The sequence below is a fragment of the Shewanella sp. 10N.286.52.A9 genome (assembly GCF_041468985.1).
Classification (GTDB): domain Bacteria; phylum Pseudomonadota; class Gammaproteobacteria; order Enterobacterales; family Shewanellaceae; genus Shewanella; species Shewanella japonica.
Map to the genome: position 1 here is coordinate 178358 of NZ_JBFRJQ010000011.1, position 13975 is coordinate 192332.

The following is a 13975-nucleotide window of genomic DNA, read 5'->3' on the forward strand; positions in this document are numbered from 1 at the left end:
CTTTTTATTAGAAAGTGAGGTGCAGCTAGCGCTAACACCTCACTTTGGGGTTGAACTTATTTACGATTACGGCGACGTAATGCCGATAATCCCAACAGACTCAGTAGACTGATAAGTCCGGTGCTACCGCCGCTACCATCATGTTTTTCTTCTTTGATATCAGCCACTAATGCATCACGACTTGCGACTTCGATATCTAATGAAACCGTAGAACCATCAACCACTGTTCCGTCACGTTCCAGTGTCACCTTGGCAGTGAAACGAGCAGATGGAGCACCAAACACTTCGAAGTTCACCAAGGTTTCGCCGTCTTGAGTTAATACCACATTCGGTTCAACCAATTGGCTCATGTCTAATTTAGCTTCATCATCTTTTGGTGTGAGCTTAATCTTAGCGATATCACCCGCCATAGCCCCTGCAGCTTCAGGGATCTGATATGGCACTTTAATCAACTTATTAAGCTTGGTTAGATAGATAGGCGTGCTTGAGTCAGCTTCACCCGGTAAATAACTTAGTGTCACAAGCGCTGGATCATGATCCGACGAGCGGAAGTGATCTTCGGCATAAAACTTGTTGTACTCGTTATCGTAGTCGCCTTTGTATTCATTGTTGTAATCGTACAAGCTAGATTCAGCAGCATTAATGTGCCAATCCGATGCATCAATCACACGATCTTCAAGCGATGGAGAAATTAAGATGTGATCTAATGAGCCCACTTCGTCGTTATAAGAATAACTCCAAGGTGTTTTGCCTTTTTCTTCAAAGACTTTAGAAATAATATCGATGTAACCGTAGCTTTGTGTAATTGCCACAGGTGACCCATCGCTATTAAATTGCGGCTTAGTACCAACAAAAGTATGGCTTGCTGTCATCAAGGCTTTATTACGTGGATTTTCGGTCAGAACCAGTAACGGATCCTCTTTAGCGTAAGCATTCAAATCACCTAAGATGATGCTATCGCCTTCAACAGACTTTAACTCTTCAGCTAAATGTACTGCACCAGAAATACGGAACTCAGAACACGAACCTTGGTAATCAAGATCTGGCGCATCATCAGTCCATTTAGTGGCATCACCAAACTCAACACCTTGCCAGTCTTCCCAACAGGTTGACCCTTTAGATTTAAAGTGATTAACCGCTAAGGTTAAACGCTTACCTGTTTGGTTTACCATGAAGGTGACAACTAGCGCATCACGATGATAGTTTTGACCACTTTCTAGGATCTCATCGTTGTTGTCCTTGATGACTTCGTTGTTGTCATTAACAATGGTAGGCGCTTTTTGTTGTGGCATTGTCACAACTCGTGTGCGTTCAATACTCAGCTTGCTTGGGCGATAAATAATACCCGTTGCAATTGCATCAGAACCTAAAGCATCTAACTCATCAAGCATTTGGTTACCGTTGTGGTCGAAACCAACAAACACATAACGGTTTTCTGTTGAGTAAGGCTTATCAAAGTTATCGGCATACTCATCGTTATAGTAAACGTTAACTTCATTGACTAAATCTGCAATCGCACTTTTTAGTCCATAACCATTGTTTTCAATTTCCATCAAACCAACAACGTCAGCATCGAGTGCACGAATAGCTTCAACTAACTTAGTTTTCTGTTGGATGAATTCATTGTAGGTATCAGCACCACGGCTCTGGCCGAATTGGTTTTGATCACCGCCAAATGGCGAATTAAAGTAATTGAATAGGTTTTGACTTGCGATACGAATAGCAAATTCATCATCGGCTACTGTTTCATCAATATCAGGGCTATCAGTTCTTGGCAGGTTGTGAACAAAGTTATTGCTCGTTAGCTCATTGGTAACTGTTAAGGTGTAGTCGCCGTAGCTGTAACTAATCACACCTTCCATACCCACTACACTGTCATCAATGCGAATGTAATTATTTTCAGGTGCAACTGAAAAATTAGGGTAATAAGGGATATTGTCATTACTTGCCTGTGTCGCGCTTTCAATCACTAAGCGATAGTCATTATTTTGCGCTGCAGCTGCAATCGACTCAGGTGTACCAGCAACATTTAACTGATTTGGCTGCATGTTAGGACGCATATAAGCCAACGTCATATTGTTGCGGAAACTGTCGTAGTTAAAGCTGAAACTACGAGAAACACGCATGTCTTGATTACCCTCTTGTTGAGGATTCAAGTCTTCTGGTAAATTAACCACCATGCCTTCGTAGCGTGCTAATGTGGTTTCAAAAGAACCACCATCAGAATCGAGTATTTCGATATCTGTAGCAACAGTCGCAGTAAAGTCACTGTTAGTGATTTCCCAGTTTTCGGCACTTAACTGAGTTTGACCATAACTTTCAGCAACATCACTACCTAAACAAACGGTGCGGCCGACAAGTTGGCTATCAGCGCTGCCACTTTCAACAAAAATACCGTCAGACGTTAATGGATTACCATCTGCAACTTCATCGCGTAGATAGAAACCTTTCTTAGGTAGGTCAACAACAGCAGTTACCACACCTTGCACTGCAACCGCTTCACCTTTTAGTGGAGACTCGCCACCAGTACCTTGAATGTCACTGATGCGGGTTAAGTTTTCACATACGAATGGAACATATGATTCAGCAAGATTTGGCGCACCAACTGTGCTCATATCCAGTGGCGTAATCACTTCCCACTGCGATGCATCAAAGTCACTTGACGGAGCTGGCGCATTGCCTTCACTGTCTTGGCGACGACGTAAAGTTGTGTCTTCAGCCCATACGCTTGTATTATCCGCAGCGCCAACTCGGTCAATAATCACATCACCGTTTTTAATATAAAAACCGTCATTACCGCTTAAGTAAAAATCACTGTAGTTACCATTACCTTCACCAATAACGAACGCTCCGCCATTATCAGTAATGATTTGTTTGTACTCGTCACTCGCAGCCGAATTAAGTACAACAACAGATTTACCCGCTTCAACTGTAATACCGGTTAATAGCGGCTCACCTTCAGCTGTTAACATTTGATTTTCGTATTTACCATTACCCCACATAAATGCGGCAGTTTCATCGGTAAAAGTGAAAGATTCAGTTGCGTGAGTATTCGTAATTTCTACAGAGCCAACTTCAGCGCCATAATTTTTTTGCACCATTTCGGTGATCAGTAGATCGTTGACGCCAGCGTTGGCACCTACACTGATGACACTGGCGATTGCCAGTGAAAGGAAACTTTTCTTCATAGTAAACTCGATAATTGTTTAACTGAAAATGAAACTAGAAGTACATGCGTACGTATGCATAGCCGGCTTCTGGCGCTTCGCCTACACGACCTTCAACAGACAACACAATGTCTCTTGCTGGGCGGTAATTAAAACCTACGCTTGCCCAGCGACGATCTTTGCCATATTCAGCGGGTAATTCCGTGAAGTCATAGTTCGGGCTTTCAACATCCCAACTCTCATACTCTTCATGGTTAGCTGAAGCTATAAATTCCCAAGATTCATTCAGTTGGTATTTACCGCTTAACGTGAGGCCATAATTGCGGAACGTTTCATAAGCGAGATACACATCGCCACTTTTACGTGTTGCAAGATCTTCATCTTCAATAAAACCATTTAAGCCTAATGCAATATCAGAGGTCACTTGAACACGCATCCCAAGACCAAATAATTGCTGTTCGCCATACTTAGACTCACCTTCTGAACCGCCACGCGCTTCAACACCAGCAACAACAGAAACAATGTCTGACATCCAACCAACGTAGCCATTTACAATGTCACCTTGAGGTGAACCATTCTTATGCTTTCCTTCATAAGAATAAGAAACGCCGTAAAGCAGATGATCGAACTTAGCTTCGTACTTAACCGTGTTTTCTTGATCGCCCGCTTCACCAGTTTCAACAGACTTATTAAATGTAAAATCACCGAAATGATCGTATTCATCAAAAGCGGTATCCGTTAAACCAAGTTCAATCCAATGATGATCATCAAACATATAACCGACATACATTTTGTCGATAGCAAGTTCAAATTCGCCGTCACCACCTAGCCAATTGCGACGTTGATAATCCAACTCCAATCTGTATATGTAGTTTGAGCGCTGTCCTTTTACTCCCAAGGTTGCAAAACTGTCATCAACATACCCTTTGGTGTCATAAAACTCGTCATGGTTGTAATCTGAATTAGTACCAAAATGGCCACCAACACCCACTTCACCATAAAGGTCAAGGTAATCCCCATTGTCCTCTTGTTGTAATGTCACTGCACTGGCAGTTGTCATACAAAACAAAGAGGCTAATGCGATTGCAACTGTTGTTTTTTTAAGCATCGCGTTTATTTCCATTAGTAAACTTCAGTGACTTCATTTGAAGGCTGAATTCTGACTTATTTATTATTTGTGTGAGGTTGACTTATTGACGATGAACATATTGGAAGCGTTTTCATATTTAAAAAACTTATTAATAAAAACCGAACAAAAGATATTCAAAGAAATGTAAACCAAGCAAAAACAGAGGTGAATTAACACTGTTAACACTCGATTTGTTAATAACCAGTTAATATTAACTTGTAAAAAGCTGGAATGAATTGAACAAAAAACACCCAATTTAAAGCGGCATTTCAAAACCCTCAGCATTTACATTGTCATTACATTTGTTTGATTAACTTATATAAGAAGTCGTCACAATCAACATTCGAATATTAAGCAAGTTACATATGTATAGCAAGGCACGGATAGAGATCCACATCACAAAACATAAGCACTACCAAAGTTTAACAAAAGAGAAATAACCTATACATTATATGCACTTAACTTTCTACCAAGTGATACAAGAACCTAAACATAATTAACCGTATTGCAAAACAATAGAGGAATATAAGAAGGAGACTTTTAATAAAAACAGCGCCATATAAAAACAACAATTACGAGCTATCACAAAATAAACCAAGCAAACATAGACTTAACCAAAAACAATGATAGATATTTAAATTGTAATATTACAAATATAGTTCGAAATAAAAAACAGAGATAAAAAATCAACAAATATTAAATAAGATACAAATTTACACAAACTGTTATTTAATCGATTTAGTTAGACTTATATTCATCACATGCGACGTTAAATTAAAATCAACGTTATTTAGTTACAAAAAGAACACAAAAAATCTAATTTAGAAGTGTAAAACAATTTCTCGAGGGGGTTAACTTTACTTTCCAGTAACAAATAGGCTCTTGATTCATTCAATTTAGCGTCTTGCCAAAAACAAGAGCGAGAAGATGAAGATCAATCGCACCAGGTTATACCGCTAAAAATGAATATGTATATTTATAAAGCGTAAATGAGGCATTGAAGAGTCTGCTTGATATGCGCAGAGTTGGGACTGATGTTAATTGATTGGCTAAGTTAAGAGAGACTAAGTTAGGAGAGACTAGGTTAAGAAAGGCTGGTAATGTGATTAGCTAAGAGCAGCTGGAAACATACTAAGGTTACCCGTGAACGTTTGAGCCTTAATTTAGGCGGCACAGTCAAATCTGTAGAACAGCCGCCCATAAACACAATGATGTATCGACAGCTTTTTTATTAATAGTCGAAACCAATTTGCGCTTTGATACCGTCATTAAAAGCATGCTTAATCGGTTGTACTTCGCTTACGGTATCTGCCAATTCGATAATATCGCGGTGACAGGCACGTCCAGTAATAATCACATGCTGCATTGGTGGACGATTATTCAGCGCCTCTATCACACGGGCTAAATCGATATACTTATATGTCACCATATAAGTTAGCTCATCTAATAACACTAGGTTTATCGATTCATCTTTAAGTAACTTTTCGGCATTTTGCCAAGCAGACTCCGCAGCAGCCACGTCTTTTTCACGATCTTGGGTTTCCCAAGTAAATCCTGTGCCCATGACATAGAATTCAACCCCAACTTTTTCCAGTAGATTACGCTCTCCGCACTCCCATCCACCTTTAATGAATTGCACAACGGCCGCCTTTTGTCCATGACCAACACAACGTGTCACAGCACCAAAACCAGACGTTGATTTGCCTTTACCATTGCCCGTAAGCACTAATAAAATGCCCTTTTCATCTTGAGCTGCAGCAATTTTTGCATCGACACCTTCTTTGAGTTTTTGCTGGCGAGCTTTATGACGTTGCGCCTTAGTATCAGCATGGTTAACCTCAGTTGATTCAATGCTGTTATTGGTGACATTTTCAGACTTTTCCATTAAAGACTTCCTGTTAATTTTTCCATATCAAGATGTGTTTCTAACACATCCGCTAATCTTTCTAATTGTTGCTCTCGAATTTGATTAATATCCAACGACTCAGCAGATGAAAGTCCTGCCCAGCGTAAAATCAGTTGGCAAGCATCGGGGCTGTCAAATAGCCCGTGCATATAGCATCCCAGTATCTGATTATCATGACTTACTTGTCCGTCAAAACGAAGCGAAGGTACCCCAGTTTGTTCATCTTCTTCGTGATTGCCGATATTCTTATTAGCAACGCTATTAACGCTGCTTTTAGCGCTGTTTTTAGCGCTGGTATTAGCATTGGTATCAGCTTGCTCATAAAATATTTCAACAGGTTGATTCAGGTTAGCCTCAGTCAATAAGTGACTTTCACCACAATGAATTTCATAACCTGACACCGCTACCTTATCGTCATCAAGCTGTAAGTAACCGCTTACTTTGGTGAGTAATTTTTCATTCGTGAGTGTGGTGTTTAATGCTAACAAGCCTAAACCTTTGCTTGAGCCGGCTTCGTCTTCAATGCCTAATGGGTCATCAATGTGGTGGCCTAACATCTGATATCCGCCACAGATACCAATGACTTTACCGCCATACCGTAAGTGCTTATTAACCAGCTTGTCCCAGCCTTGCTCACGCATGAAAGCTAAATCGGTGCGCACATTTTTGCTGCCAGGCATGATAATTAAGTCGGCGGCAGGCGGCAGCGATTTCGCTTGGGTTTGTTGACTTATATAATGAAAATCAATCTGTGGATGTAAGCGAAGCGGGTCAAAATCAGTGTGATTACTGATCCTGGGAAACACAAATACAAGCACAGTGATTTTTTGCTGATGCTCGATAACGTCACTCGTTTTTAAAGGGCTATCAATCAAGGCATCTTCTGCATCAAGGTGTAAATCATGTAAGTAAGGTAATACCCCTAATACTGGCTTATTAGTGTAACTTTCAAGCCAGTCAATTCCCGACTGCAACAAACTAATGTCGCCTCTAAATCGGTTAATAACAAAGCCTTTCACTCTGGATTGTTCAGATAAACTTAACAGCGCTAAAGTGCCTACAAGGTGTGCAAAAACGCCGCCCTTGTCGATATCTGCAATAATAATGACAGGGCAATCAACGGCTTCAGCAAAGCCCATATTAGCAATATCACCCTCACGTAAATTAATCTCTGCTGGGCTACCTGCACCTTCAACGATGACCATGTCATATTGATGCGTTAATCGCTCAAATGATTGCAAAACAGCATTCTTCGCTGTTGCTTTATAATGGCGACTTTCTGGGCCAAAAAACGTTTTGGCCTCTAATGAAGTCAGTGCTTTACCATGAATGATGATTTGCGCTCCCGTATCAGAGCTTGGCTTTAACAGTACCGGATTAAAGTCAGTATGTGGTTCAAGCTGACATGCAACCGCTTGCAATGCTTGAGCTCGACCTATCTCACCGCCGTCTTCTGTGACTGCACTATTTAACGCCATATTTTGGGGTTTAAATGGCGCAACCTGCGTGCCTTTTCTGGCAAATAAGCGACATAAGCCTGCCACTAAGGTGCTCTTACCTGCATCAGATGTGGTGCCTTGCACCATTAAGGTTAACGCTTTACCCGCTTGATAAGAATGAGGCTTACTCAACAGATGTAGTATCTCCGAATCATCAGTATCAACTTGAGTCACATCTTGGGGGGCAGTGTTCATATGGCGTTGCTGCTGACTTTCGGGCTTTTCTTGATTGCTCATTAACGCCAATCATCCTTCAAATTTGGGTTATGTAAGTGATGACATGATGTCATTTAACGTTGACGCATTATTTTAGTGATATGGGAATGCCTGCGACCACTAGGCTAACCTTATCAGCTTGCGCAGCAATAGCTTGATTAAGCCAACCAGCCTCATCAGCAAAACGACGGGTTAACTCCCCTAACGGAACAATCCCTGAACCCACTTCATTACTGATAAAAATCACTTGCCCTTTTAATGACGGTAAACAAGCTAGCAAAGCTTGCTTTTGCTGTTGCCATAAGTCATCCACGCCATTACGGTGCGTTTCTTCACTAGCAATTAAGTGATTAGATAAATATAAGGTGAGGCAATCGACTAATATTACGCAATCATCAGCGTGGTAGTTTTGCAATGTTGAGGCTAATGCCATTGGTGTTTCAATTAATTGCCATGGCAGATTGGAGTCAACTCTATCTTGCTGATGTTTGGCTATTCTGGCCGTCATTTCATCATCTAAGGCTGTGGCAGTGGCAACGTAAACACAACGAAAACCTTGCTCAGCATACTGCTTTGCAATGGACTCACCGTATCGACTTTTCCCTGAACGGGCTCCGCCTAAAACTAGATGGATCATGTTGATAAACCTATAGTTAAAATAATGCAGTAGCAGACAATTTCGCTTACTTGCTGCGCAGCCCCTAACGTGTCGCCAGTGTAACCACCAATTTGACGATTAAATCCCCATACCAGTAATTGTCTTGTGGCCACTAACGCTAATAATAGAACAAACGCCAATACACCGTTTAAACAAGCCAGCACGACAAAACCGCTTAAACATAAAATCAATAAATCATTAATGTGCTGATATTGAGCCAAAGGCTTTGACTTACTGCCGTCATCTTCGGTGACATACTGCTCAGAAAAAATCATGCTTGCTGCAACAACTCGACTTAAAGGATGCGCTACAATCAATGCAATTGCTGCTTTAAGTGGGCTGTATAGAGCAATTTCAACCAATAGTTGCCATTTTAACAATAAGGTTAACCCTACGGCTAAAGTGCCATAAGTCCCTATTCTAGAGTCTTTCATAATGCGTAGCTTATCAGCGACTTTCCAGCCGCCACCAAAGCCGTCAGCCGTATCAGCAAGGCCATCTTCATGAAAGCCTCCTGTCATTAATACGCTGGCGATAATCGCTAAGATCACTGCAACACCATTAGGCAGCACTAATTGGCTTAACCAAAACACGCTCGCACTCATTGTGCCAACCAGTAACCCCACCACACCAAAATAACGACTGGCTTTATTTAACTTTTCACTGTCAAATTCAACCCAATTAGGAATAGGAATACGGGTAAAAAAACTCACCGCAATGAGCACTAGATTAAGCTGTTTTTTCAACCAACTGGCACGATTTACAGAGCCTGATTGCAACGACATTCATCATCCTTTGTTAGTTAAGTATAATCTTGAATTAGCTAGTGTTGCTTCATTAACTGAGCACAGGCAAAGCCATAACTTAAACCACATTACTGACACCAGCTTTGTCAAAACTGGCCATATCATTGTAAAAATTGACCGCCGCTTGAATCATAGGTAATGACAACGCAGCGCCTGTGCCTTCACCCAAACGTAAACCCAGCGACAATAAAGGTTTAGCATCTAACGCTTGTAGCATTTTTTGGTGGCCTTGCTCATCGGATTGATGGGCAAAAATAAGGTAGTCTCTAGCACTTGGGTGTAATGCCACCGCAACTAACGCTGCCGCCGTTGCGATAAAGCCGTCTATCACCACCAGCATTTTCTTTTCTGATGCCGCTAAAATTGCGCCAGTCATTTGCACAATTTCAAAGCCACCTAAGCAAGCCAGTACATTTACAGGATCATGAATTTTGTCGCGGTGAAGATTCATTGCAACCGTTAATAACTCACGTTTAAGTGCAAAGGACTCATCATCAATGCCAGTCCCACGTCCAACACACTCTTTGACATCTAATTTTAGCATCGCAGCCATTATGGCTGCCGCTGAAGATGTATTACCAATCCCCATTTCCCCTAATGCAATAAGATTGCAGCCAGAATCAAAATGTCGCTGCACTAGGTCATTGGCAAAACTAAAACCATCTTTTACTGCGAGTAAATCCATTGCTTGTTTTTGATGAATAGCCTGAGTACCGGCTCCTAGCCTATGATCAGTCACTTTAGGGTGGTCGCTTGGAGTTAACATACCGCAATCAATGACTTCCAGATTCAATCCCATTTGACGACAAAACACATTAATCGCCGCACCGCCACTCGCAAAATTGTTCACCATTTGCTGAGTCACTGCACTAGGCGCAATCGACACCCCGTGATTTGCGATGCCGTGATCACCTGCAAAGACCAACATTGCTGGCTGATTAATGGCTAACTTTTGGCGGTTATTAAATGGTTCAGTTAACTGTACTTGCGCTATTTGCTTTGCCAACGACTCAAGTGAGCCTAATGCCCCTAACGGTTTGGTTTTTTGGTTTATTTTATGTTGGATCTGTTCATCATTAAGATGATTAACGGGATCAACTGCGAACATACTTCATACTCCCAAATGCGCCTAGCGGCGGTGACGTAACACAAATAAGAAAAACACACTACCAATTGCCGCAGTAATTATACCGACAGGCAATTCTTGGTTGGACAACAAACAACGAGCTAATACATCAATCCACACCATAAATAAGCCCCCTACAAACACTGTTGTAAAAATAGGTTGCTGGCCAGGAAAGAGTAACCTTACAGTATGAGGGATCATCAAGCCTACAAAGCCGATACCACCACAACTGGCGACTAAAGTTGCTGTAATCAGCGAGCACAGAATCAACATATATAGCCTTAATCTGGCGACATTGACCCCTAGTGAGTGGGCAGTTTCATCCCCAGCTTGTATCGCAATCACTTGACGCTTGAACGCAAGAATAATTATCACGCTGGAGCACACTACAACAGCTGGGATAATCAAACCTGACCAACTGGCTTTGGCAAAACTTCCAAGGCTCCAGAACAAAACAGACGCCGCTGCTTGAGGGCTTGAGAAATACAGCACTAAGCTAGTTAATGCGCCAAACATAAAAGAGGTAGCGACCCCTGAGAGCAGCATTCTTTCCACCTGACTTGCTCTGCCAAAACCCGATAACGACAGCACTAATAGCACTGAAAAAAGCGCACCGATAAATGCCCCGACAGGAAGACTTAATGATGACCAAGACCACCACGCATCATGACTAAATAACCCTGACCGGTAAATCGCGCCAGCCCATAAGCTATCGGACTGCGAAAGCCATTGCTGCACTAAGCCTTGAGTGCCGAAAAAACTCAACACCAACACAGCGCCAAAAGAGGCACCAGAACTTATACCAAATAAATAGGGATCAGCTAATGGGTTTCTCGTAACAGTTTGCAACACGCTGCCAGCCAAAGCTAAGCCGGCACCAGCAATAAACGCCAATATAATCCGTGGCATACGCAACTCAAACACAATACGTTCAGTTATTGCCGTTACGCCATCAGTGCTTGCAGAAGCGCCCAACATGGGTTCTGTAAAAAGTAAAAAAACTTGTCCGAAACTAATATTTGCCGCACCAAAACTGGCTGCTGCAATTGGGGTAATTAAGGTCATCAATGCTGTCAATGCCAATAAGCATTTATGGCGAAGGGAATAAGTCGCAAACATTAAATCCCCTCCTTGTTATCTTGTTGCCGTGTTTGATGATGGGGATGCTCATCTTGATAACCGTAAAAATAGGTAATCAATGGCTTACCATGTTGGGGATGGCGATTAACTTGGCAGCAAACACCAAACACATCGCCGATAATCTGCTCGGTTAACACTTGATCTGGTAACCCTTGAGCTATACACGCGCCCTGATTTAACAATAACAACCTATCACACACTGCACTGGCTAAGTTCAGATCGTGAATTGACGCTATAACACTGATCCCCAACTGGCGCACCAATTCTAAAATTTGGATCTGATAACGAATATCTAAATGATTTGTTGGCTCATCAAGGATTAACAACTGCGGTTTTTGTACAATAGCTCTGGCAATAAGTGCACGCTGCTTTTCGCCTCCAGAAAGCTGTTCATATTGTTGGCTTGCTTTTAACGCCAAACCGACTTTATCTAGCGCTTGCATCACATTATGTTTATCAGCTTGAGTATCTGTTTCAAATAGCCCTTTATGAGGCGTTAATCCCATTGCCACGATTTGTTCACAGCTCATTGCAAAATAATGCGGAGTCTCTTGTTGAACGACAGCAACTTTTGTCGCTAAATGCTTTTGGCTGATGCGGCTAATATCTTCACCAAACAAGGTGATCTGGCCTCTATCTGGTGAGATATAACGATACAAGCAGCGCAATAAACTGGACTTGCCTGCGCCATTTGGACCAATCAGTCCCAGCATTTCACCTTGTTGCAGTGAAAAGCTGACATTGGAAAGAATCGCCTGTTGTTGCACTGACCAATAAAGTCGAGCCACCTTAAGCGCCTCACACATTGAGCCATCTCGTTGCTGCTGATTTTGAGTCATGAAGCCGTCGCCAGAAAAGCAGACTTAATACGTAAAGCACACACACTGACGCGTTGAGCATCTAATGCGACGTGACCTGACAAGCAATGACCTAATCTAGCTAGGTTCTGACACATAAACGCAATGCAATCTAATGCAGCGCCATGTATTACAGTGGTATAAAACATGAATTCTCCGCCTGAGTCACCCGCTCAGGTTGATTAAAGGCACTGGATAGTGAATAAATGCAGTGCGTAAAAGGCTGTGAACCATCATAAAAAAGCTAGGTATCTGACTTAGTTATTCGTAAAAAATAACATTACAGTTGCGGGTACAGTTCATGCTAATCAATCTGACCTTGAGTCAAATTGAACCATGATTCCCTATTCATCCGTTAGTATGACAAAACAGATTAACTTTATTTATACTTAAACGATAGCGACAATAACCCATCCGCTATCGCGACCTATTTTATGCTTTCTTACAGATTAAGATAACACGTAAAAAAGTATGTAAAGATTGTACGCTAAATTAAGGGCTTGTTCAGCAAAAACGCGCTGATGTGCCCCCTATTATTGACTCTATGCAGACCAATGAAGTTGAAACTTAGGCTCGCTGCTTTCATCTGCCCAAAAAACTGAAATAGAAACCGTCGCGGCGTAATCAATGGATAAGGTGTTATATATGCCTTGGCATTGTTCAAGACCAAGCACCAAAGCAATGATGGTACGTATGACACCACCATGAGTGACGATAATAGCCAAAGGTTCAGGGGTATTTTTTGCTAACTCAGAACGATTTACGTTAAGCTCAGGGCTGTTACCTTTAAGCTCAGGACTGTTACCTTTAAGCTCAGGGCTGTTCGCCACTTGACGTAATTGCTGACACACCTTGTTAAAACCAGATGCGACACGCGTTTCAAATTCACTCATCGACTCTGCATTCGGTGGTGTATGCTGCCAAGGATTGTCCCAGTATTGATTAATCTTATCGCCAAACTGTTCGTATAAAGAATCAAATGACACCCCATCCCAGTCACCAAAATCAATTTCGGCCAACTCAGGCATCAACTGCACCGCAGGTAATGGCGTGTTGACTGACTGATGAGCCTCATCATTCATTTCACTTAAGGCAGTGTTAGCAGTATTTAACTCAGTAAATAACCCATGAGTAAAATGCTGGCAGCGTTGTAAAGGTGAGCTTATCAAGCTTACTTTCGGAAAATGAGGCACAAAATCAATCTGCTTAATACGATTTAGCATCGTAGCCGCACCGAGTTCGCTCAAATTAACATCCGTTTTTCCACGCAATATATTGCCGCCTTCACATTGTCCGTGTCGCAGTAATACTATCTTAGCGTGTGATAATCTAGTCACTCTAGGCTCCCTTTTTATACATTCCTGCACGTTCACCGTTCACAAAACCGTTTATCTGCACCAAGTTCAGCATTATTCATCATACTGGACTGAGTTAGTGCATTCTGACACTTGCTCTTGGAAACAAACTTCAC

The 13975-nt window shown here is 41.8% G+C and carries 11 protein-coding genes; all 11 read right to left on the minus strand.

Annotation, left to right across the window (positions count from 1 at the left end):
* Positions 1–56: 56 nt before the first annotated feature.
* On the minus strand, positions 57–3188 hold the full coding sequence (locus AB4128_RS10500; protein ID WP_372037599.1) for an ExeM/NucH family extracellular endonuclease: 3132 nt from the start codon (positions 3186–3188) through the stop codon (positions 57–59).
* A 34-nt stretch (positions 3189–3222) separates the two neighbouring features.
* Entirely contained in the window at positions 3223–4275 is a 1053-nt protein-coding gene (locus tag AB4128_RS10505; RefSeq protein WP_055023636.1) for a hypothetical protein, read from the minus strand.
* Positions 4276–5527: 1252 nt separating this feature from the next.
* The gene (cobO, locus tag AB4128_RS10510) at positions 5528–6181 is read right to left on the minus strand and encodes a cob(I)yrinic acid a,c-diamide adenosyltransferase (RefSeq protein WP_372037600.1); all 654 of its coding nucleotides are present in this window, start codon (positions 6179–6181) and stop codon (positions 5528–5530) included.
* Complete coding sequence (locus tag AB4128_RS10515; RefSeq protein WP_372037660.1) at positions 6181–7788, minus strand: cobyric acid synthase; 1608 nt, start codon at positions 7786–7788, stop codon at positions 6181–6183. Before AB4128_RS10515 ends, cobO begins: the two co-directional genes overlap by 1 nt.
* A 217-nt stretch (positions 7789–8005) precedes the next feature.
* On the minus strand, positions 8006–8554 hold the full coding sequence (cobU, locus tag AB4128_RS10520; RefSeq protein WP_372037601.1) for a bifunctional adenosylcobinamide kinase/adenosylcobinamide-phosphate guanylyltransferase: 549 nt from the start codon (positions 8552–8554) through the stop codon (positions 8006–8008).
* Positions 8551–9360 carry an adenosylcobinamide-GDP ribazoletransferase gene (locus AB4128_RS10525; RefSeq protein WP_282166333.1) on the minus strand — a complete coding sequence of 270 codons (810 nt, stop codon included), beginning with the start codon at positions 9358–9360 and terminating at the stop codon, positions 8551–8553. Before AB4128_RS10525 ends, cobU begins: the two co-directional genes overlap by 4 nt.
* A 79-nt stretch (positions 9361–9439) precedes the next feature.
* Positions 9440–10489 (minus strand): nicotinate-nucleotide--dimethylbenzimidazole phosphoribosyltransferase, encoded by a 1050-nt coding sequence (gene cobT, locus AB4128_RS10530; RefSeq protein ID WP_372037602.1) that lies wholly within the window; start codon positions 10487–10489, stop codon positions 9440–9442.
* Between the two features lie 21 nt (positions 10490–10510).
* Positions 10511–11626: an iron ABC transporter permease gene (locus AB4128_RS10535; RefSeq protein ID WP_065108703.1), complete on the minus strand. Its 1116-nt coding sequence runs from the start codon at positions 11624–11626 to the stop codon at positions 10511–10513.
* Positions 11626–12486, minus strand: a complete 861-nt coding sequence (locus tag AB4128_RS10540; RefSeq protein WP_372037603.1) for an ABC transporter ATP-binding protein — start codon at positions 12484–12486, stop codon at positions 11626–11628. Before AB4128_RS10540 ends, AB4128_RS10535 begins: the two co-directional genes overlap by 1 nt.
* Positions 12483–12653 carry a hypothetical protein gene (locus tag AB4128_RS10545; RefSeq protein ID WP_162928439.1) on the minus strand — a complete coding sequence of 57 codons (171 nt, stop codon included), beginning with the start codon at positions 12651–12653 and terminating at the stop codon, positions 12483–12485. Before AB4128_RS10545 ends, AB4128_RS10540 begins: the two co-directional genes overlap by 4 nt.
* A 393-nt stretch (positions 12654–13046) precedes the next feature.
* Complete coding sequence (locus AB4128_RS10550; protein ID WP_372037604.1) at positions 13047–13841, minus strand: histidine phosphatase family protein; 795 nt, start codon at positions 13839–13841, stop codon at positions 13047–13049.
* Between the last annotated feature and the right edge of the window lie 134 nt (positions 13842–13975).